This window comes from Planctomycetota bacterium (assembly GCA_016207825.1).
Lineage (GTDB): Bacteria > Planctomycetota > MHYJ01 > JACQXL01 > JACQZI01 > JACQZI01.
On sequence record JACQZI010000014.1, the window covers coordinates 35,128 to 55,577 of the forward strand.

Below are 20,450 nucleotides of genomic sequence, written 5' to 3' on the forward strand. Positions count from 1 at the left end.
CTCAGCATAATGCGCCCTCGTTATTACTTGGTAAGCGCCTGCCTGGCAGGAATAAATTCCCGCTATGATGGTTCTTCCGTATTAAATCGATTCCTTTATCGCCGACTTAAAGACAAGCCCTTGCTGATTGTCTGCCCCGAATTATCCGGAGGGTTACCCGTTCCCAGGCCGCCGGTTCAGATTACCGGCAAAAACAGCGCCAACACTTACAGCGGAAAATCTGTCTGGGAAAACAAAGCGCGATTAACCTCCGTAAAAGGAAAAGATTTTACCAAAGCTTTCCTTAAAGGCTGTAAAAGAATCAATAAGCTGTTGAAAGTGGTCAAAATAAAATCGGCTTTCATTAAAGCGCGCAGCCCATCCTGCGGAAACGGATTTGTCTATAACCGAAACCTAAAAACAGGCAAAGTAGAATTAGTCAAAGGGGACGGTGTTTTTACCCATATGCTAAAAAAGCGGAAAATTCCGGTTAAGGCTTTTTAGCCGGCTGGGATTGGATGCTTTTGCCTTCCTTCTTGGTCCTTTGCTTCGCGTATTCCCAGGTATATTCATAAAGGTGCAGGCCCTTGCTGGCGGCGAATATCTCTCCGTCTTCCACGCCGATTTCGGAAGCCATGTATTCTTTCAGAAGCTGCAATCCGGCCAGGTTGGAAGGCGTTCCCGCCCATAAATCCCATGAGCGGAAATACAGCATGAAATGCAGCTTGCCGTAGCGAATCCTTGTATCAATAATGCGCAGGCACGGCGGGTCAACCAGTTTGATATCAGAAGGCATGCCTATTTCCATGGTCGCCTGGTTCGTCCCGTAGCCGTGTGTCTTGTAGATTTTTATCACCTCTTCTATCTGGTTGACGTTAAGCGGCATCTCTTTGAACATCTTACCCCGCTCCACTTCCCCGAAAGCTTTCGGGGGGACGATAGGGAGTCCCTGCCTTTCAGGCAGGGCGCCTGCCTCCGGCACCTTGACGCGCGGGTCGACCAGCCGCTCCCCGTAGGTATAATCCTCACCCTCTTGCTTCACTCCGGTCAAGAGGTAATTCATGTATTGCTCGACATATTCCATGGAACTGGGCGCGGGAATGGATGAGCCTTCCGGCATTAAAGGTATTATCGGGCGGTGACCGGGCTTTTTGACCTGTATAACCACATAATCAAATTCAAGCCTTCTCTGGCCGGTAAAACTGCCCCGATCAATGGTGTAAACATGGCCGTAATCGAGTATTTTATCCACGCACTGGAACCAGGCATCATCAAGGTTAAAAGCTTCGATAAAAACAGGCTTCATCTGGCTTGACGGCGTCATAAATATTCTCCGTATTAATCAGCGCAGTTCTTCGTTTAAGTACGCTTTCAATTCTTCCCCGTGCTTCAAGATTTCATCGACATCAATCTCTTTTTTAGGGGAAAGTATATACGAAAAAACATAATGATTCTCAATTGGATAAGGGATAAGGAACATAAAAAGGTCAAAAGGGAAAATATGGATGAAGGGCGGGCTTACCGGCGCCAGGTTTGTCTGCGTTTCGTAGCCGTCTTTTTGCAGGATTACCTGCCTGGTCCCGTAATAGGTAAAAGGGAACGTATGGGGCGTCACACCTATTTCCTGCGAATCGACAATCAACTTCGCCCCCTCGGGCTGCGAACGGATGGTTATCTGGCGGTTCGCGCACCCGGCAAAGATAACCAGCACACTTAAGATTATAATAATACGCTTCATATTATTTCTGTTTATTATTATACAATCCTTCCGGTTTAATTCCACTAATTATAAACTCTTTGCTGACCGGTTTTACCGCGCCTGAATGCAGCCCCCTCAATTGCAGTTTGCCGATGCTTATCCTCGTGAGCGATTTTACCGGATAGCCGAACTTGGCAAAAACCCTGCGTATCTCCCGTTTCTTGCCTTCCGTTATGGTCATTTCCAAAACCGTCAAGTTGGGCATCTTCTTTATTATTTTCATCTTGGCCGGAGCGGTTTTGCCTTCGGAAAGCCAGACGCCTTTCTGTATCTTTTCCGCCACATCAAGCGGTAACGCTCCCCTGACCACGATGTGATAGGTCTTGGGGACCTCGTAGCGCGGATGTATCATCATGTTGCAGAGGTCCCCGTCATTGGTCACTATTACGAGGCCTTCGGAATCAGAATCCAATCTCCCGACCGTGTAAAGGCGGTAAGGGATATTCTTAAAAAGATTCATAATCGTCCGCCGTCCGCGTTCGTCTTTATTGGAACAGATATAGCCCTTGGGCTTGTGGACCAGGAAATAGCACTTCGACTCGGTCTTTATGGGACGGCCTTGGTAGTAAATAGTGTCCCGGCTTGGGTCGACCTTGACGCCCACTTCCCGGACGATGGTGTTATTGACCTTGACCAGCCCCTGCCTGATTAAATCCTCGCACTTGCGCCGGGAGGCGATTCCGGCATGCGCCATCACTTTATGAAGCCGCTCTTCCATCAGAAAATATCCTTCTGGATGAGGTTGATCGGTATTTTCTCCTTGAGGTGTTCGCAGGCGGATTTGGTGATTTTCCTCCCGCGCGGGGTTTTTTCCAGGAAACAGCACTGTATCAAAAACGGTTCGTAAACCTCTTCTATCGTATCCTCTTCCTCGCCCACGGAAACGGCGATGGTCTTTAATCCTATCGGCCCCCCGCCGTGGTTGATGAGCGTTTTTAGAATCTTTCTATCCGTTTCTTCCAGCCCCGCGTTATCTATCCCGAGCATCTCCAGCCCTTCGAGCGCGATTTTCAGGGTGATGACGTTATTGGATTTCACCTGCGCTAAATCCCGGATTCTCTTAAGGAGCCGGTTGGCAACGCGCGGAGTGCCCCGGGCGCGCTGGCTGATGAGCTTTCCGGCGTCATCCTCCAGTTTAACGTTCAGGAGTTTGGCAGAGCGTTCGGTAATCTTTAATAAATCCTCTACCGGGTATAATTCCAGCTTTTCGAGTATCCCAAAGCGCGCGCGGAACGGGTCGCTCAAGAGCCCCTCGCGCGTGGTCGCGCCGATAAGTGTGAATTTCGGGACATCGATATTGACGCTCCGGGCGTGCGGGCCCTGGTCTATCATGATATTGATGGTGTAATCCTCCATCGCGGAATAAAGGTATTCTTCAACCGTCTTGGGCAGCCGGTGGATTTCGTCTATAAAGAGGATATCCTTGGGCTGGAGATTGGTGAGTATCCCGACCAGGTCCGCGGGACGCTCCATGGCCGGGCCGGAGGTCACTTTGATTTCCGCCTGGCAGCGCTTGGCAACCAGGTGCGCAAGCGTGGTCTTGCCTAATCCGGGCAGGCCGGTAAAAAGGATGTGGTCGAGCGCCTCTGACCGCTTCTGCGCGGCGGTGATGTATATCTTGACGTTGTTGACTATCTTGGATTGGCCGACGAACTCGTCGAAACTCTGGGGACGTAATGTTTGGTCAAGGCTTAAATCGTCAGCGCTCTTGACGCTGGAAATTATCTTGGGCTTAAAACTCTGGGGTTTATTAATAGCCATATATTAACAACAGGATTAAACGCCCCATTCTGGGTTCCCAATAATCGGGAGTCCCGTGGAACGGGAGGATTAGCCAGATTATATGGAGAGTTTAATATATAATGCTTTCCCGCTCAAGTATTTTGCTAAAGAAATTAAAGATGAGCAGTTTATAGCCAATGACCCGTGAATAACTCCATCCTGTGTAATCCGCCCCGCTCCACAATATAATATGAATCAGCTGCTCTACCAAAGTTATTGATATGAGCGTCCCTTACGATAGTTAAGGGATGGCCTATTTTTTAGCTTCAGCAGGAGTTTCTTTCTTGGCTTCTTTGGCTTCCGCTTTCGGCTCGTGCTTTGCTTCCGGCTTAGCCTCTGCCTTACTCTCCGCTTTCGCTTCGGCCTTCTCCTCCGGCTTCTCCTTCATTTCTTCCGGCACTTCCTCTTCGGCTCCGGGCACGATGGTGTCCTTGAGCTTGGCGGCCTTGCCGACCCTATCCCTCAGATAATAGAGCTTGGCGCGGCGGGTGCTTTCTCCGCTTCTCTTAATTGCGATTTTAGTGACATTGGGTGAATGGACCGGGAAAATACGCTCCACGCCTTCGCCCTGGACGATGCGCCGGACGATGAAGGTCTCGTTCACGCCGCCGCCTTTACGGGCGATGACGATTCCGTTAAATATCTGGATTCTTTCCTTGTCGCCTTCCATTACCTTGACGTGGACATCGACCGTATCGCCGATATCGAACTTGAATTCCTTTTTCCTGAGATAATCTTTTGAAATCTCTTCCATGATGTTCATACTTATATCCTTTCTCTATTTCTATTGCCTAAAGCAGTCAAGGCCTTTTCCCGATTAATCGGGATCCGCCTCTGGCGGACTCTACCTATTAGCCCTCAAACTGCGCCATTTATTAATCTCATCGTGATTGCCGGAAAGAAGCACCTCCGGAACCGCGATTCCCTTATAAACCCGGGGCCGGGTATAATTGGGGAAATCCAGCTTATCGCCCTTGCTGAACGATTCCTCCACGGCCGAGTTCGGATTACCCAGGACATTCGGAACCAGCCGGATTACGGAATCTATCACCACTGCCGCCGGTATTTCTCCACCTGAAAGAACGTATTTGCCGATAGAGAGCTCTTCGAACTCGATGAGCTCTTTTATCCGCTCGTCAAACCCTTCATAATGCCCGCAGAGCAGAATCAGGTTTTCCCTTTTGGCAAGGGCTTTCGCCCGTGCCTGGGAAAAAACCCTGCCGGCAGGCGAGAACAAAATCTTATGCGCCCTGCCCCCGCCTGCGCTACGGCGGGCAGGCTTGATGGTTTTCTCTATCGCCTCGATAGCGCGCACTATTGGTTCAACCATCAGGACCATTCCGGGCCCGCCGCCGAAGGGGCGGTCATCGACCTTGCGATGCTTATCCAGGGTATAATCCCGGAGGTTATGCAGTTTAATCGTTACCAGCCGTTTGGTTTGCGCCCGTTTAACGATGCTTTCCTTAAGAAAGCCCTTGAACATATTCGGGAACAAAGTAACGACATCTATCCGCATAAGGCAGTCCAAACAAACGGCCTATTATAATAAAAGACAGGCCGTTTTGTCAATAAAAACCTGATAGCCCGGAGCGGCAGCGAGTGCGTCCCCGGAATTACACGAACTAATGAACTTACATTAATTTATTGCCAAACTTCCCATTAAAACGTAAAATCCGAATAATTAAGAAAGCGACCAAAGAGAGCCCCGACCCAACATGGCCCTCGTATCCCGAAGGGAGAAGGGGGTGGCTTCGGGGGCGTCCCCCGAAATGTAAGAGTAGAATCGGGAATTGAGTAAGATTCATCCTGCCGCCTTTAGCGAGCCTCGCCTATGGCGGGAGCGGAGTCGAAGGGGTGTCACCGGAATTAAGAATGAATTCATCATTTCATACAATCTGTATAGGTGAAGATATACAATCATATGATAGTTTGGTTAAGGAAACTTCCGCTGAGTTTCAAAAACGTAATGTGCTTCTTTTTACCGGTGCTGGCATTTCCACAGGAGAACCTTCGTCTCTTCCACTAGCAGTTGAACTTATTAAACCATTGGTTTCAGAATTTAAGAAAGCAACTCAATTATTTCCCGAATTAAATAAAATCGACTCAAAAGATAAAAATCTGGCGTTCGCCACGCTTGAAGAAGCCAGATTGGAACGTCTTCTTGACGCACTCTACCGTGTTTATAAAGAACCGGCTTTAGATTACATTTCTGTTCTAAATGGCGACGAATGCAATACCAATCATAATGCAATTGCCGCATTGGCAAAAAATAATTTCCTACCCGTTTGCATAACCCTTAATTTTGATTTGCTAATTGAAAAAGCAGTGGGGTCTTGTGAAATTGAATGTCCATTATCGACCCCCTCAAAAATTCCTTTTGGCACATCGAACCCTATTCTTAGAGTAATAAAACCGCATGGCACTTTTACTGAAGGCGATGACCCATATAAATATCTTGCGGCAACATTGTCGGATATCGGTTCCGAACCGGCATATAATACCATTAGGGTAATTTCGGATGCAATCGATAAATCCAGTGTCTTGCTGGTAGCCGGTTATAGCGATGATGATTGGGATATTTTCCCTATTCTCGTAAAAAAAACTAGTTCTGCTAAGAGACTAAAGAAAATAATATGGGTTCAATATATCAGTCCTAAAACTATTGAACGACGAAAAGCAGGACTAGATGAAATTTCAGAGAGAGTTTATAATTGGCTTAGTAATTCAAATATAGAAGCTGTTATTCTTATTGGAGACATTAGGCAATTTCTTATTGATACACTTGAATCTTTATCTATTACGATATCACAGCCTAAGGGTGGAGTGAAAAAACACCCAGATATCGCACCATTCAAAGCCGATAATGATCCGAATAATGCTCAATCAATAAAAACCGCATTAGCACTGGCTTATATTATTCATCAAACAGGAGAATATAGTGAAAAACTTCTTTGGTTGTTGCATAATAACTCAATAATAAAAAACACACCTCATTTATTATGGCAGGTTGAAGATTTGCTTGGGCATATGTACCATACTTATGGCAAGTTAGAGAGAGCTATTCGTCATACAAAACAAACTATATCAGCCAAACAACACCCAGAAGTTGAATTATCTGTTGCTAAAGATATTGTTTGGCTTGGGTATGAATATTTATGCCTTTCGAAAAGGCCCAATCCGCTCCGACCGCTTCGACTTATTAAAATCCCATATTGTATTTTCAAGGGTATGTATTTACTTAAGAAAGGAATTTCCTTAGCCAAAACAAATGAAGAAAGGAAAAGCCTTAAGGGACTGGCCGCATATTATCGAGTGGATCTATTGCATAGCTGGGGAAATATTTTAATGCTTTTTGGGTGTTATACCGTACGTATTTTTGCTTTTTATTTCCGTTGGATTGAATCGTTATATAGCGATATCGATAAGAATTTTGATGTAATGAAAACGGCCTACTATTGGTTGCGTCATTTAGAGACAAAATTGCTTGGTAGAAAATTTATTGATAAAAAAGAGCTTAAAGAAATAAAGGATAGGCTTGATGAATTACAAATTCAGAACGACTTAGTGCAAAACAATCCTCAATCCGGGAATACGCGTGCTTATCGAGCTTTGCTTTATTATCTGATTGATCATAATATGGGTAAGGCTAAAGAGGAAATAAACGGGTCTGACAAAGAATGGAGAAAAAAGTGTAAAGGAATAGCATCTGGTTGGAGACGCACTGTGCTTTTTAAACGATTTATTGGTTTGAAAAAACCGACTTTTCTTGATGCATTATGGTTGTTCCTAAAAGAAGCTGATGCTACCTGAATGTTGATAGTCACCACGCTTTGGAGCACACTTTTCCAAAAACAGCCTTGTTCTCTTGAAACAGGCACCTATCCCTGAAATCCTTGATTTTCTCTATCCACAAAGCTCTTTTTCTCAATTCCGGAGCGAAGCGACTTCCCCGCGGAACATAGTGACGTCCCTTTAGGGAAAGCGTAGCCAGGTGGGATTAATCAATCAACTAATTAACTAATATTATTGCCAAACTTCCCTTCGAATAGTAAAATTCTTGGTAATTAAGTAAAACGTCCCCCAAAAGCACGGAATTATAACGAAATGTCTAACAAATTAAAGAATTTAGCCAGGATTGTTGAGTGGTATAAGAAGAGAGCTCGTTTCAATCCTGACGATTATTCTAACGGTTCACTTGAAGAACGTATTAGAAAGATTTATACATTTCCCCACCAGCGGAGGGTTAAAAAATCAGTTAAAGACAGAGTAAAGAAAAAGCTATTGCGCAATGCAAAAGCAATCAATAAATGTAAAGACTTTAATTCTCTTTATAACATAGTTGAGGAAAACAGTGTAAAGGGGTTTGGGGACTTATCTATTTACGATACCACTATGATGATTGGCTTCCGCAAAGGAATCCTTCCTGATAAAGTCTACTTACATCGTGGGACGCGTAGGGGGGCGGAAATATTACTAGGAAGGCAGCTAAGTAAAACTTCCTGTCTTTTAACAGATGAATTAGATATCTTATTACGGAAACTAAAACCATACCAAATAGAAGACCTTTTGTGTATCTGTAAAGACGATTTTAAACTCAGGAAAGTTACAAGCGCTATATTGAACAAACGCCACGGCGAAAGAACATGTGTTGTAAAAAAGAAAACTAAGCGAAACTCTTGCTAAAAACATAAAATCAAAGTAGAATTTAGGCGTTGATGAAAATCCGAGATTTGTTAGAATAACCGATTTAAAATACGCATATGGAGAAATTTAAGTTTACAGTTGATAGTGCTTTGCTCAGTGAATTGGGGGAAAAATTAGTCGAATTTCCTCACATTGCTTTGGTTGAATTAGTTAAAAATGCTTATGACGCCGATGCAACACGGGTAGATATAAAGTTTATTGAGCAAAAAACAGGTGCCCCAGAAATCCATATTATCGATAATGGACATGGCATGACATTAGATGATGTTAAAAATTATTGGATGAGGATTGCCACAACAAATAAAATCAAGAATAATTATTCTCCATTATATGGTCGTCCTAAGACAGGAGAGAAAGGTATTGGACGATTTGCTTGTCGACGGTTAGGATTGCATTTAAAGCTTATTACAATTGCAAAATCAACTGGGAATAACTATGAAAGGACAGAGGTTGAATTTCTGTGGGACCATTTTAAAGCCGGGAAAGAAGTTACAGAGATAGAATGCCCGGGGAAAAATGAAAAAATAAAAGATGCGCAAACAGGAACCACTTTAATTATCAGTAAGGGGCAAAAAAATGAGTGGCAAAAAAGAGGTTATGACTTTGCAAAAAGACAATTCTGTTTGCTTGCTATTAATAGAGGCGAAAAAAGGAAAGGGTTTGCAGAAGACCCAGGCTTTAATATTTTTATGACTTTTCCACAAATGGAAGGTACAACAGAAGCGATTGATATGCGTCAACAAGTTATTTCAGGTGGTTGGGGGGTGCTTAAAGGACATGTTGATAGTAAAGGTAACGCAACTTATACCCTAGATGCATTAGATATTGGGGAAAGAACTTTTAAGAGCTCTGAGGAATACACAAACCTAAAAGACGTCACAATGGAAATAGGAATAATTCCCGGTAGTAGAAAAGACCAATATAAAGACCCAAAACTATTAAAAGAAGAATACAAAAATTCAAATTTGCTAAAAGATTGGGTAGTTAAAAACTTCTTAGATGATTGGGGTGGTGTTCAGGTTCGTTTCAAAGGATTTAGGGTTTATCCCTATGGAGATGATGATTGGCTGGATATTGATAGGGATAGAGCACTAAGCAAAGGAGCGTCAGAATCCAAGGAGCTTGAAAAGGTTGTATACACCTTCAATAATGTAGTACTTCCTAGCCGTTATTTACTTAGTTTGCTTTCGATGCGTAGTTATGTTGGTTCGGTTAATATTGGTGAAGGTGCGACCGGATTTGAGATGAAAGCCAGCCGAGAAAAATTTGTAGATTCAAAAGCAACTGAAGAATTAAAGAATTTCGTACGGTATGGTATTGATTGGGCAACTATTCTCAGGGATTATTACAAAAGATTAAAAGAAACGAGTAGTTCAGAAAAAGCTGCTGAAAAACTAGGTGAAGTAATCGGCAAAAAAGTAGGCCCGGAAAAAGTTGTTGAGGCCGCTACCGCCTATCTAAAACAACAAGTTGATAGCATATCCAATCTATTACCAAAGAATAAGAGAGAAGAATTAGAAAAATCCATTCCAGCGATAACGAATTCTATTTTAAAATATGACAAATTGAAAACTGGTGAATTACATCACTTAAGATTAGTGGCCTCAACTTCTACACTGCTAAATATTTTTGCTCATGATGTAAAATTATTCACTGGTTCATTAAGTTCCAGTCGCGTAAAATTAAAAGATCTCGAAGATAGAGTTTCTGCCAAGGACAAAGAATTCATTAAAGAAATACGTAATGGTTTAAATGATTCTAAAAAAAGATTTAATGATCTTTTAGAAATGACAGCTCTTATTGGCACGGAAAATATATCCACACCGCCTCAGCAATTAGCACTGTTTGATAGAATCGAATCAGCCGAAAGATGCTTTAAACCAATATTAGATGAATATCATATTAAAATTAATTATGATCAAGTCCCCAAAAATTTATTGGTCGGTCCAATGTTGGAAGGGGAATTATATGCGATTCTTCTTAATACTCTTTCTAATTCAATTAAGGCTGTGATAGCTGAGGGACAAAACAAAATAATTGAAATTGCGGCTACAATGGTCGAGAAAAAAGCTAAACTAAATATTCGTGACAGTGGAATTGGATTAGATGAAAATCATTTTGATGATGTTTTTATTCCTTTTATTGCTGATCCTACAAATAAGCTATACAAGGAATTAGAGAAAAAAATTAATCCCAGGGATAAATATATTGTGGGGATGGGAAGTGGTTTAGGATTAAGTATCGTTAAAGATATCGTAAAATTACGTAAGGGGGAAATCAGATTTGTGAAACCAACAGGTAACTGGAAAACCGATTTGGAGGTTATTTTACCATGAAGAAAAAAATGATATTTTTATGGATAGAAGACAATCAAAAACGTCAAGCTGATTATGCAAGGACTTTGGAAAATAAATCTTTTAGAGGTATCCCAAAGGCCGAAATTGATTTTAAATTAGTTAGAGGGATGGATATAAAAGAAGTATTAGATGGAATAACCAAAGCATATAGAAGAATACCCCCCAATCTTATTATTATAGACCATTTTTTGGATAATATTAAAGGCGGTTTTATAGAAGACAACAAGACTAATGGTACCTCTATAGCTTTGCTTCTAAGAGAAAAAGGATTAAATTGCCCCATTGTTGGAATAACAACCGCTGCAAATATACGCAGGATCCCTATTTCTAATAATACTAAAGATATATATGATGATTTTATAGATGCCGATGACTTTGAGGAATATTTCGAGGATATTTTTGTTCTGGCAAATGCATTTAGAGTTTCGAAAAAAGTCCCCTCCGATAAGTCTAGGTTTTTAGGCTTATTAAAAACCCAAAACAATTAAGAGAACAATTAATACAAGTACTGCCTACTGATTTAAGTTCAAGCTGGCTATCAACTCTATACAAATGGGTCAGAAATAGTTTTTTTGGTAAACCAGGATTCCTATATAATAAATTGTGGGCTGCAACCTATCTCGGTTTAAATGAAAAAGGTTTTGAGAAAGTAGAAAATATTTTTAAGGATGCAAAATATGAAGGGATCTTTGCAAACACGTCAAAACCTCGTTGGTGGCCAATGAAAATCAAGGATTTATTGTATCAAAAGATTCACGAAAAGCATAGCGGTCTAACATGGGAACTTGGGCATTTTTTAACCCCGCCAATCACTAAGAATGATTTTTCTAAATGTTATGTTTGTGAAAAAGATTATCCAGAAATCGTGGGATATACAGATGAATCATTAAAAAAACAATATCCCATGCATATTAGATGCTCAGAACCGATTGTTAATCTCGAAAAAGATATGTTCTTTGAAGAGAAACGAAAGCAAAAAAGGAAAAAATGAGCATAAATACCACATTTCCTACGCCGGTTAAATTAATCCAAGAAGAAATAAAAACACTGAAGTTCTTGATGAATCAAACAAGAATATCACAGTTTTGTGGCGATGCCGGAAGGGCATACAGTGTATACAATAAATACCCTCAATTGATCCGAAAAAATCAACTAAAAAACTTTAACTTTTATTTTAATACATTTTTCGATGTTCCTTGCGCTGATATTGGTTTAACTCTACGAATATTTGTAAATGCAGATGTTAAAATACAAAATAACAGTTATGAAAAAGTGTGTTATCATTTAATAGTTACGAAAAAAGCCAGAAGGAGCCAGGAAGAACTACGTTACACATTATTTAGAAATTTTCATTTTGACTATAATCCTAAAGCTAATGAAAGTGGACATCCATTTTTTCATTTACAGTACGGAGGAGGAACGGGTCGCTCGTTCGGGGCCGAATATGCAATTAACATCACTTTTCCAAGTATAGATTTGCCTCGTATCTCTTATAAGCCCATGTCATTAGCATTATTAATGCAAATAGTTTTTATGCATTTTTATGATGAAAATGTTGTAAAACTACGTGAAGACAATGATTGGAAAAGCATTCTATGGAATAATGAACAGCTATGCTGGAAAGACTACTATGCTGAATGTTCTGCTTATTTAAATTCAGAGGAAAAACATATACTTTGTAATCATTTCTGCGGGAAATAAACTTACTTTAACTAAAACTGCTTAGTATTTATAATAACCATTCCAAAGCGGTAATTCTTTCAATGCAGTAACTGTAAGATGTCGACACCTTATTCTTTTATCTAACCATTTTGTGGTTTTATCGCATTTTAGACTGTTAGTTAACTTCTTACACTCACTAAGTAATTTATTATATGGAGTCAGTACTATTAAATGATTCTCAGCCGCAACCTTCTTTTTACCGGCAATTATTGTTGATATAATGCGCTTTTTTTCGTCCGGTCTAGATGTTCTGCGAATAACAACAAATGGAGGAGAGAAAAGTTTTCCGGAGAATTTACGATAGTTTTTAAATCTTTTAACAATTCCGTCTTTAGGTAATTCGCGAGCAAAAATATATCTGCATTTTAAACCCTTTTTAATGTCTCTATGTGGGACAACAGCTCCGACATTAACATCAAATAAATCCTTAACCCGTTTTTTAGATTTAATTCTCGGCAAAGCCCAAAAACCTTTTCTTTTATTTCCTTTATCTTTCTTCACAGTTAAATGCAATATAAAGACATCAATATCGGTCAATTTATCGAATTGCCCCACAACTTCTATCTTAGTTATTTTTGCCAGCGAAGAAATTAGTTTTCTCCATTTTTCATATCGTGAGCCAGTCCTTAAAACATCTGGTAATATTGCAGAAATATGACTTCCTGAAGGGTTAGAAGTGAGACATTTTTCAATAAAAACCGCTGCAGTTGAAACCTTTCCGCATGCCCAAGTACATCCATTTGGTGCCTTCATCATTGTAAAGGGAGGATTAATTAAGATATGCTTCTTTTCTTTGGGTTCATTAGTTATTGAAAGAAAATTACCAGTTTGAATAAAAGGAAATGTATTAGATAACAAACAAGGATTTTCTTTATTTACAGGAAGCCCGCGCAAAATTGCCAATAATGCAAGTCGAATCTTTGTTAGATGGACAAGTTCAGGGTAAATATCATAGCCTCTAATCTGTTTCCCCCAATTTGTTAAAGTAGTTTTAAGGTCGTTGCCCAAGGGTAATCTTGCCGCATATGCTACAAGTAAATCTCCGGCACCGCATGCGGGGTCAAGTATCGTCAATTTATTAGAATAATTATTGAAAGGGATTTTACATGTTTGTTTTGCTAGTTCCTTACCGGTAAAAAATATGCCTGATGATTTTTGAGTATTTAAATTAACTAAACGACGTAACTCTCTACTGGGTTCCCCATTTAGAGCGGCAAAAACTTGTTTGTTATGTGTTTTATTTAGATTACGAAAGGAATCAAGAAGTAATGTTTCTGTGTTTCTAACATAACTTTTAAATTGATTAAGGTGATTCATAACAGACCGCCTGACAAACACATGGTCTTTCTAAGAATAAGGAATAAATGTTTATCGGAATTATACGATGGTTAGAATATAAAAACAATATAATCACTATATAAACCATCTAGATATTTAGCTAATCCGGGGACAGCTAATCCGGGGACACGTACTAATTTCCGTTTAATTCGTTGCTTGAATTTCCCCGTCTTCTACTTCCCGTTTTTCCGCAAAGGTAGTATCAATACGCCAAAGAGGTAGTACTCCACTCGTCTAGGGCTAATACTCCATTCGTCTAGTGTCAGTATAGCATTCGTCAAGGGGCGGTATACGATTCGTATATAACCGGTACTGCATTCGTCTAGTGTCAGTAGACCATTCGTCAAGGGTTAGTAGACGATTCGTCAAGGGTCGGTACAACATTCGTATATGACCGGTACCCGATTCGTCAAGGGTTGGTACACGATTCGTCTAGGGTCACTATAGCATTCGTATATGACCGGTACCCGATTCGTCAAGGACCGGTACGGCATTCGTCTAGGGCCGGTATTCGATTCGTATATAACCGGTACACCATTCGTTTAGGGGGTGAGATACCGATTCAGGCGTGATATATATAAACCAGAGGGGGGGAGTAGATACCCCCTCCATCCCGCCTTGCGACTAGAGGAAGGGCGGGATTCCGGGGACTGTAGCCCCCTCCGTCCCTTGAGGGACTTCGGGGACGCCAAATCAATTGTATTATAGCAGGGACAGCCCCCTCTCTATTCCTTCGGGGACTATAGACAGCAGTCATCCCGTGAGGGATAGCCCCCTATGCTATCCCCCATAATTTTTAAAATGTAAAATTTCTTTATAATTTTGTAAACTATTTTTACACTAATTTGGCTAAAAAACAAGCTATAAAGGCAAACAGTCGGATAAAAACGTTTTAAACGGCCTTTCGGGCGGGTTGGCATGGAAATTGCTATATAAGTAGTATGCAGTGCCACCTTTACGGCTAATAGGCCGTAAAATGGAAAGTACCCGTATCCCGTACGGCGAGAATGGGAATTGCCCCGGCATTCGCCGGGACGCCCGATTGATACTACGTCGAATGGGCGGGACGGAAAGAAGGTGATTTTACGTATGGTGTACGCACCGCTTTTATGACTCTAACGACTACGATGGGGACGACGAATACTCCTATCAGGACGAACTTGATAACAAGTTCTTCCACGGGAAACCTTCAAACCAAAAACACCGCTTTACATTAAAAGACATCGTATTTTTAATCGCCCGCCTTTCCAACCCTCGTGATGATAAACTGCCCCTTATCCAGGATTATTACATAATAGATTGCAAAGGAAGCACCCTTTGCCGAAAATACCGCATAAGGCGCAAACGACTCGCCGGATTCCTTAGAAAAGTAAAACGGGAGTATAACTGGCTGGTCCACCGCCATGAAGGCGAATTAATCCCCTTTTCCTTTAAGGAAATCATCTGCCTGGTCGGGCGCATCACCATTTCGTTATCCCCATGTGAAATACGCTGGTCTCAGGGTTATTATGATACGGACGGCGACTGGCGAAAGACCTGCGAGAAGTGCAGCATACCCAAAACCACCCTTTTCCGCTTTTTAAGGTGTAAAATACGCCAGGCATTCCTTAATTAGCGGCTTTTTCTCTCTCCCCGCTACGTTGCCCCCTACCCCATGCTTCGGGGACTCCCCCCACCTACGCCATGGCTACGGGGGGACGACCAATATATCCTTGGGTAGGGTCAGCCTATTAATATTACGCAGAATGGGGCACTTAGGGGACGCTCATATTATATTTATTATTGTAGGAGCAGTCATTCCCACTTTGTCCCCACGCTAAAAACACCCTCTTTCCAACTCCTTTTATTTTAAGCCATTGGAAACAGGCTCTTTTTCTCCATTCCCAAATGCGGGAATAATTCCATAAGGATGGAGGGACAAACGAATGGCGAATAGCGAATTCGGAATGTTGAAGTCCTCCAAAGGAGGGTAGAAAGATAAGAAAAATTGAAGCCATCCCGTTAGAACGGGACGTCACTGACGTTCCGAAACACCCTGATGAACTGACCACCTTTGAGTTCATCAACAGGCACCTTTACCAGAGGGCGCTAAAAGGCGCTTACCGGAATGAATTAGAGCTGGTTAAGGAACGGCTATCGCCTTCGCTGGATTCGTTCAAGGACGCGGAGGAGTTTATGAAGGCAATGCGGAAAGATCATGACCTTAAGGAAAAAACCGTCCGGGAACTGAAACAACTCTGGAAAAAGGACTATGACCTCAGGCCCGCGACAGGCGTAATCCTGATGCTGGCATTGTGGATTAATGCCCCAGCTGCCAGTGAGAATTACTGGTATAAATTGTTTGTCGGGCTGGAAGAAGGAGGTGAAGCATGAAACGCGTAATGTTTATAATAATCTTAGGGATTTTGGGAATCGGGCTGACAGCATGGGCGACTAAGCCGCCCGAACTCCCGCCGGATGTGATAATCATCCGCCCCTTATCTACTAAGGACAACCCATATCAATGGGAATATGATGAAATGCTTAGCCCGACAGTAAGAATCACAACTGCCAATGGAATAGGGTCTGGCGTTGTGATTCAGAGTTCAATAGTTTCAAAGTTTAATAGTTCAAAAGAAACTCTTGAACAGTTGAACAATTCAACGGTTGAACTTTACGTTTTGACTGCTGCTCATGTGGTTGGGAATTACGCCAAGGTAGATGTGACATTCTACGATTATAGCCACGAAGGCACTAAGACACTAAGCGCTTCTGTAGTTATTACGGATACGCTTAAAGATTTGGCATAGCTTAGTCTGAAAGCTGACAACTATAATCTAAAAACTGCTGCGTTAGCAGATAGGGATTATCAATATTATCTGTTTGCCCCTGTTTATGTCGTTGGTTGCTCGTTAGGTTTATCTCCAAGACCGTCTTCAGGAATCATCTCGGCTATTAACTTTGATTCGGTGGAAGTTTCCGCGCCTATCTTACCCGGTAATTCCGGTGGTCCGGTTTACACGGCAGATACGCACGAGTTAATCGGTATCGCAGTATGGGTTCGGTTATGCGGTAATCAACTTGTTACTACCATGGCGGGTATCGTGCCCATCTCGGAAATATACGATTTCCTGGATTCAGCCACCAAGACTCTAAGACACCAAGAAAAACTTAGTGACTTTGTGCCTTCGTGGCAAATAAACCACAGGAAGGAGTTAGACTATGCTGAAAGTAATGTCGAGTTTCTGGCTGGGTGTGGTCAGGGCGGTTATCAAAATCGTTTTGGCTCTCATCCGGAAGAAAATAGAAAAATAATCGCCACTCATAGGCAGTTACAGGCGTTAAGGGGTACTGTGAACTCTTTGGCGCAACTGCGTATAGAGAGCGTTAAAAATATAGCCACGCCCCTTACCTGTTGGAAGGGACTCCCTATTATTCGGGTGTCCCTGAAGTGCAACGGAGCGGGGGAAAAGCACAGAAGTCCCCCGATGTCATCTCGGGGGGCTCTGTGTCTCTGTGGCAAAAGGAGAATGTAAGATGAGTATCACAAGAATATGGATAAAACTGGCTATCAACCCGCTGACACAGGCAGTGCCTAAAATGGCAGAGCTCTGGTCAGAGGGCTTGACCGGTAACGCGGATAAGCTGATTGAACGCCTTAAGGCGGTCATCCCTGACGAAATGTCCTATCTTTCCAAGATGGCGGAACCTGCCGAGCAGGCATACCAGAATGTGCTTGACCCGGCTTTTGTCAGCCGGAGAGGCAAGAACAAGTCCAAAATAAATGCCAGCCAGGCATATAAAATCAAACGGGCATGGGCAAAATACCTGCGGAACCTGGACCATGCGTTTGAGACCGTTGACGGCGTCACCGCCAAGCGGTTCAAGGATAATGTTATTGCCGCCAAGGAAGATTATGCCGAAAGGTTGAGCGAAAGCACGCTTGCCCTGACAGGCATTAAGGCCCTGGAATCCGGTCCCGCAAGGATTGCGGTTTATTGGCTGTCCGGCGACTCCAAAGCCAAAGGGATGATGAGGGCGGCAGACCTCTACATGGCGCCGAGCGAACCCTTTAACGTCACCACGGCGGAAAAGAAGAATTCGCTCCGGGTGCTTTTGATTTCCCGGCTCATACAGGGCGGTATATCAATCATCCAGGGTGGAATGGGCATGCCCCTAATAACGGAAGTCAATACCCTCTTGAACTCGCTGGTTCAGGGGATGGTTGACCCGGCATTGGGGCTGGAAAGCTTTGCTCCGGGCGGTGCTTCTCACTTGGACTTCGTCAAGGATAACGGACAGTTGTTTTTGTCTGTTAAGGTTTCTCAGGTATGAACTATACCCCTACGCTGCCCCTCACGGGATATCTGCTGATTACGCTACGGGTACGCCTGATTATGTAACTGTTGTAGAGCCGAGTGAGCCAGGTATAAGCTACCATGATGAGTTGGTCCCCGACCCTGCTTTGTGGGGTCGGGGAGGCTCATTCGCACGGACGTCTTTATATTATGTTGGGACACTCTCTTTCCTTATCGCGGAGGGATTTCCTTGCATTTCTCAATGATTATGATAGATTAAGCCGCTAAATGAGTGACCCACACACCTAAAAACCATAAGTATATACAATTGATTGAATGGTTTTAGGTCTGGGGTTTCGCTCCATGAAATCTAATACTATAAAAAGGCACTAATGTAAATGGAGCTCAATGTCAACAAATGATACTGATTTTACCTGCCCGCACTGCGGGACTAATCTGCCCGCCAATGCCACCTCCTGCAAGGAATGCGGCTCGGATAAATCCACCGGCTGGGCTGAGGATGCCGCTGATTCCGGCACGGATATCCCCTCCCAATTCACCGACGCGGATTACGACGACTTCGTCAAGAAAGAATTCGGACGGCCTTTCCTCCTCAACCCCTGGTTCATCATAACAACCTTTATAATACTATTATTGATTTTCTTGATGATATTCTACCGATAACTATAATATACGCCTATGTCAGAACTGAGAAAAGACCCGATTTTAGGACGGTGGGTAATCATCGCCGCGGAACGTGCGCAGAGGCCGGATGATTTCAAGCATCCGGAAGTGCAGGCTAATCCCACTAACTGCCCTTTGTGCGAAGGCAAGGAATCAACCACCCCGCCTGAAATACTCGCTCTTCGTAATCCCAATTCCAAGCCCAACGGTCCGGGCTGGCACGTCCGGGTGGTCCCCAATAAATTTCCCGCATTGCGAATCGAAGGCAATCCGGATAAACGCGGTAAAGGAATATATGACCGGATGAATGGCATCGGCGCACATGAAGTAATTGTGGAAACGCCCCAACATATTACATCCATGGCGCCGCTTCCGGAAGAACATATCAGGGATATACTCCTGGTCTACAGGGAAAGATTACTCGATCTGAAAAAAGACCCTCGTTTTAATTACGGATTGATATTCAAAAATGTCGGCAATGCGGCCGGGGCATCGCTGGAACACACGCATTCGCAATTGGTTGCCACTCCGATTGTCCCCATCAGGATTAACCAGGAAATGATCGGCAGCAAGAATTTCTATGATTACCGCGGCCGCTGCATTTTCTGTGACATCATCTCGCAGGAACTGGAAGAAAAAGAGCGGCTGGTCATAAATGACGAACACTTTGTCGCCATCAATCCTTTTGCCTCACGTTTTCCTTTTGAAACATGGATTATGCCCAAACAACACATGACGCACTTTGAGAATATCTCGCAGAGCATGATTCCCGGACTGGCGCGGATTTTGAAGAATATCTTCGTGCGACTGGAAAAAGTGCTGCATAACCCGCCTTATAATATGCTGATACACACCACGCCTTTTAACATGGATTCCTCCGAACATTACCACTGGCACATAGAAATAATACCGCGCATCACGCGCGTTGCCGGATTTGAATGGGGAACCGGCTTTTATATTAATCCGATGTCTCCGGAAAGCGCTTCGGTCTTTTTACGCGAGATAACTTAATATAATTAGAACCATAATATGAAAGCTCTGCAAAATATCATGGGTGGCTTCTACGCCCAGGGAGAGCTTGCCGTAATCGGACTTGGCTATAATATCATGCTTTTATGGCAAACCTTCTTCCAGCTGCAATATCTTCCGCGGCGCATTAAAGACCTGGTGCACCAGATAGAACTAAGCGCCTTCGGCGGATTCCCGGTGGCACTGATTGTAGGCACTTTTACCGGAATGGTGCTGGCACTGCAGGCGGGGATAGAACTCGCCCGATACGGGCAGGAAGAAAATATCGGGGCGCTGGTGGCTGCTTCCATGTGCCGTGAAATGGGACCGGTCATGACCGGATACATCCTGGCGGGCTTAATCGGCTCCACCATGGCGGCGGAACTGGGCACCATGAAGGTATCCGAAGAAATAGACGCCCTGGAAGTGATGTCCATTAACCCGGTAAATTTCCTGGTCCTGCCGCGCGTCGTGGCGATGGCTTTGGTTTGCCCCTTACTTACCATCTACACAAATTTAATCGGCATCCTGGGCGGCGCGGTAATCGGCAATATGATTCTCAATGTCAACTTTAACCTGTATTTCCGCTACGCGCAGGAATCGTTGGATTTAAAAGATATTTACAGCGGGCTTTTCAAGTCGTTTGTATTCGGTATTACCATAGCTCTGGTCGGCTGTGCCCAAGGTTTGCGCGCCCAGAACGGGGCTGCCGGAGTCGGCCGGGCAACCATGCGTGCGGTCGTTATCTCTTTTATCGCCATATTGATATTTGATTATTTGCTGACGTGGCTCTTCTACTGGACGTTGAGCAGTTAAACTAATCGCCATTCCCGCAAAAGC

The 20,450-nt window shown here is 43.2% G+C and carries 22 protein-coding genes; 14 read left to right on the forward strand and 8 right to left on the reverse strand.

Annotated features, from left to right (window positions below; translation table 11 throughout):
* Positions 1-9: 9 nt before the first annotated feature.
* Positions 10-483 (forward strand): DUF523 domain-containing protein, encoded by a 474-nt coding sequence (locus HY811_06790; protein ID MBI4834507.1) that lies wholly within the window; start codon positions 10-12, stop codon positions 481-483.
* Here the strand turns inward: HY811_06790 and HY811_06795 are convergent.
* The 6 genes from HY811_06795 to trmD form a co-directional block, all read right to left on the reverse strand.
* Positions 470-1,285: a thymidylate synthase gene (locus HY811_06795; GenBank protein MBI4834508.1), complete on the reverse strand. Its 816-nt coding sequence runs from the start codon at positions 1,283-1,285 to the stop codon at positions 470-472. The genes HY811_06790 and HY811_06795 overlap by 14 nt on opposite strands.
* 36 nt (positions 1,286-1,321) lie before the next feature.
* The gene (locus tag HY811_06800; protein MBI4834509.1) at positions 1,322-1,717 is read right to left on the reverse strand and encodes a PEGA domain-containing protein; all 396 of its coding nucleotides are present in this window, start codon (positions 1,715-1,717) and stop codon (positions 1,322-1,324) included.
* Position 1,718: 1 nt separating this feature from the next.
* Positions 1,719-2,456, reverse strand: coding sequence for an rRNA pseudouridine synthase (locus tag HY811_06805; GenBank protein MBI4834510.1), 738 nt, complete (start codon positions 2,454-2,456; stop codon positions 1,719-1,721).
* Positions 2,456-3,499, reverse strand: a complete 1,044-nt coding sequence (gene ruvB / locus HY811_06810; protein ID MBI4834511.1) for a Holliday junction branch migration DNA helicase RuvB — start codon at positions 3,497-3,499, stop codon at positions 2,456-2,458. Before ruvB ends, HY811_06805 begins: the two co-directional genes overlap by 1 nt.
* Positions 3,500-3,773: 274 nt before the next feature.
* Positions 3,774-4,283: a 50S ribosomal protein L19 gene (gene rplS, locus HY811_06815; protein ID MBI4834512.1), complete on the reverse strand. Its 510-nt coding sequence runs from the start codon at positions 4,281-4,283 to the stop codon at positions 3,774-3,776.
* A gap of 81 nt (positions 4,284-4,364) precedes the next feature.
* Positions 4,365-5,036 carry a tRNA (guanosine(37)-N1)-methyltransferase TrmD gene (trmD, locus tag HY811_06820; protein ID MBI4834513.1) on the reverse strand — a complete coding sequence of 224 codons (672 nt, stop codon included), beginning with the start codon at positions 5,034-5,036 and terminating at the stop codon, positions 4,365-4,367.
* A gap of 356 nt (positions 5,037-5,392) precedes the next feature.
* On the opposite strand from trmD, the gene HY811_06825 reads away from it, so the two are divergent.
* From HY811_06825 to HY811_06850, 6 genes are all read left to right on the forward strand, one after another.
* Positions 5,393-7,330, forward strand: a complete 1,938-nt coding sequence (locus HY811_06825; GenBank protein ID MBI4834514.1) for an SIR2 family protein — start codon at positions 5,393-5,395, stop codon at positions 7,328-7,330.
* Positions 7,331-7,624: 294 nt separating this feature from the next.
* On the forward strand, positions 7,625-8,203 hold the full coding sequence (locus HY811_06830; GenBank protein MBI4834515.1) for a hypothetical protein: 579 nt from the start codon (positions 7,625-7,627) through the stop codon (positions 8,201-8,203).
* Between the two features lie 77 nt (positions 8,204-8,280).
* Positions 8,281-10,560, forward strand: coding sequence for an ATP-binding protein (locus HY811_06835; protein ID MBI4834516.1), 2,280 nt, complete (start codon positions 8,281-8,283; stop codon positions 10,558-10,560).
* On the forward strand, positions 10,557-11,069 hold the full coding sequence (locus HY811_06840; GenBank protein ID MBI4834517.1) for a hypothetical protein: 513 nt from the start codon (positions 10,557-10,559) through the stop codon (positions 11,067-11,069). The genes HY811_06835 and HY811_06840 overlap by 4 nt, the downstream gene beginning before the upstream one ends.
* 113 nt (positions 11,070-11,182) lie before the next feature.
* Positions 11,183-11,572: a hypothetical protein gene (locus HY811_06845; GenBank protein MBI4834518.1), complete on the forward strand. Its 390-nt coding sequence runs from the start codon at positions 11,183-11,185 to the stop codon at positions 11,570-11,572.
* Positions 11,569-12,282 (forward strand): hypothetical protein, encoded by a 714-nt coding sequence (locus HY811_06850; protein MBI4834519.1) that lies wholly within the window; start codon positions 11,569-11,571, stop codon positions 12,280-12,282. Before HY811_06845 ends, HY811_06850 begins: the two co-directional genes overlap by 4 nt.
* Positions 12,283-12,303: 21 nt before the next feature.
* Here HY811_06850 and HY811_06855 read toward each other — a convergent pair whose 3' ends face one another.
* On the reverse strand, positions 12,304-13,620 hold the full coding sequence (locus tag HY811_06855; protein ID MBI4834520.1) for an N-6 DNA methylase: 1,317 nt from the start codon (positions 13,618-13,620) through the stop codon (positions 12,304-12,306).
* Positions 13,621-14,872: 1,252 nt separating this feature from the next.
* On the reverse strand, positions 14,873-15,046 hold the full coding sequence (locus tag HY811_06860; protein MBI4834521.1) for a hypothetical protein: 174 nt from the start codon (positions 15,044-15,046) through the stop codon (positions 14,873-14,875).
* Between the two features lie 770 nt (positions 15,047-15,816).
* Between HY811_06860 and HY811_06865 the strand changes: the two genes are divergently transcribed.
* The 7 genes from HY811_06865 (at position 15,817) to HY811_06895 (ending at position 20,426) form a co-directional block, all read left to right on the forward strand.
* Positions 15,817-16,014, forward strand: coding sequence for a hypothetical protein (locus tag HY811_06865; GenBank protein MBI4834522.1), 198 nt, complete (start codon positions 15,817-15,819; stop codon positions 16,012-16,014).
* Positions 16,011-16,430 (forward strand): hypothetical protein, encoded by a 420-nt coding sequence (locus HY811_06870; GenBank protein MBI4834523.1) that lies wholly within the window; start codon positions 16,011-16,013, stop codon positions 16,428-16,430. Before HY811_06865 ends, HY811_06870 begins: the two co-directional genes overlap by 4 nt.
* 6 nt (positions 16,431-16,436) lie before the next feature.
* Complete coding sequence (locus tag HY811_06875; GenBank protein MBI4834524.1) at positions 16,437-17,156, forward strand: trypsin-like peptidase domain-containing protein; 720 nt, start codon at positions 16,437-16,439, stop codon at positions 17,154-17,156.
* A 1-nt stretch (position 17,157) separates the two neighbouring features.
* Positions 17,158-17,955 (forward strand): hypothetical protein, encoded by a 798-nt coding sequence (locus HY811_06880; GenBank protein ID MBI4834525.1) that lies wholly within the window; start codon positions 17,158-17,160, stop codon positions 17,953-17,955.
* 371 nt (positions 17,956-18,326) lie between these two features.
* Positions 18,327-18,602, forward strand: a complete 276-nt coding sequence (locus HY811_06885) for a hypothetical protein (GenBank protein MBI4834526.1) — start codon at positions 18,327-18,329, stop codon at positions 18,600-18,602.
* A gap of 15 nt (positions 18,603-18,617) precedes the next feature.
* A complete protein-coding gene (gene galT, locus HY811_06890; protein ID MBI4834527.1) occupies positions 18,618-19,613 on the forward strand; it encodes a galactose-1-phosphate uridylyltransferase in 996 nt (331 codons plus the stop codon).
* Positions 19,614-19,631: 18 nt separating this feature from the next.
* On the forward strand, positions 19,632-20,426 hold the full coding sequence (locus HY811_06895) for an ABC transporter permease (GenBank protein ID MBI4834528.1): 795 nt from the start codon (positions 19,632-19,634) through the stop codon (positions 20,424-20,426).
* The last annotated feature ends 24 nt before the right edge of the window (positions 20,427-20,450 follow it).

What these genes read in the sequence shown, in the direction of transcription:
- HY811_06790 (MBI4834507.1), top strand. Translation starts at nt 10, where the DNA reads ATGCGCCCTCGTTATTACTTGGTAAGCGCCTGCCTGGCAGGAATAAAT.
- HY811_06795 (MBI4834508.1), bottom strand. Translation starts at nt 1,285, where the DNA reads ATGAAGCCTGTTTTTATCGAAGCTTTTAACCTTGATGATGCCTGGTTC.
- HY811_06800 (MBI4834509.1), bottom strand. Translation starts at nt 1,717, where the DNA reads ATGAAGCGTATTATTATAATCTTAAGTGTGCTGGTTATCTTTGCCGGG.
- HY811_06805 (MBI4834510.1), bottom strand. Translation starts at nt 2,456, where the DNA reads ATGGAAGAGCGGCTTCATAAAGTGATGGCGCATGCCGGAATCGCCTCC.
- ruvB (MBI4834511.1), bottom strand. Translation starts at nt 3,499, where the DNA reads ATGGCTATTAATAAACCCCAGAGTTTTAAGCCCAAGATAATTTCCAGC.
- rplS (MBI4834512.1), bottom strand. Translation starts at nt 4,283, where the DNA reads ATGAACATCATGGAAGAGATTTCAAAAGATTATCTCAGGAAAAAGGAA.
- trmD (MBI4834513.1), bottom strand. Translation starts at nt 5,036, where the DNA reads ATGCGGATAGATGTCGTTACTTTGTTCCCGAATATGTTCAAGGGCTTT.
- HY811_06825 (MBI4834514.1), top strand. Translation starts at nt 5,393, where the DNA reads ATGAATTCATCATTTCATACAATCTGTATAGGTGAAGATATACAATCA.
- HY811_06830 (MBI4834515.1), top strand. Translation starts at nt 7,625, where the DNA reads ATGTCTAACAAATTAAAGAATTTAGCCAGGATTGTTGAGTGGTATAAG.
- HY811_06835 (MBI4834516.1), top strand. Translation starts at nt 8,281, where the DNA reads ATGGAGAAATTTAAGTTTACAGTTGATAGTGCTTTGCTCAGTGAATTG.
- HY811_06840 (MBI4834517.1), top strand. Translation starts at nt 10,557, where the DNA reads ATGAAGAAAAAAATGATATTTTTATGGATAGAAGACAATCAAAAACGT.
- HY811_06850 (MBI4834519.1), top strand. Translation starts at nt 11,569, where the DNA reads ATGAGCATAAATACCACATTTCCTACGCCGGTTAAATTAATCCAAGAA.
- HY811_06855 (MBI4834520.1), bottom strand. Translation starts at nt 13,620, where the DNA reads ATGAATCACCTTAATCAATTTAAAAGTTATGTTAGAAACACAGAAACA.
- HY811_06860 (MBI4834521.1), bottom strand. Translation starts at nt 15,046, where the DNA reads ATGGCGGTGGACCAGCCAGTTATACTCCCGTTTTACTTTTCTAAGGAA.
- HY811_06865 (MBI4834522.1), top strand. Translation starts at nt 15,817, where the DNA reads ATGAAGGCAATGCGGAAAGATCATGACCTTAAGGAAAAAACCGTCCGG.
- HY811_06870 (MBI4834523.1), top strand. Translation starts at nt 16,011, where the DNA reads ATGAAACGCGTAATGTTTATAATAATCTTAGGGATTTTGGGAATCGGG.
- HY811_06880 (MBI4834525.1), top strand. Translation starts at nt 17,158, where the DNA reads ATGAGTATCACAAGAATATGGATAAAACTGGCTATCAACCCGCTGACA.
- HY811_06885 (MBI4834526.1), top strand. Translation starts at nt 18,327, where the DNA reads ATGTCAACAAATGATACTGATTTTACCTGCCCGCACTGCGGGACTAAT.
- galT (MBI4834527.1), top strand. Translation starts at nt 18,618, where the DNA reads ATGTCAGAACTGAGAAAAGACCCGATTTTAGGACGGTGGGTAATCATC.
- HY811_06895 (MBI4834528.1), top strand. Translation starts at nt 19,632, where the DNA reads ATGAAAGCTCTGCAAAATATCATGGGTGGCTTCTACGCCCAGGGAGAG.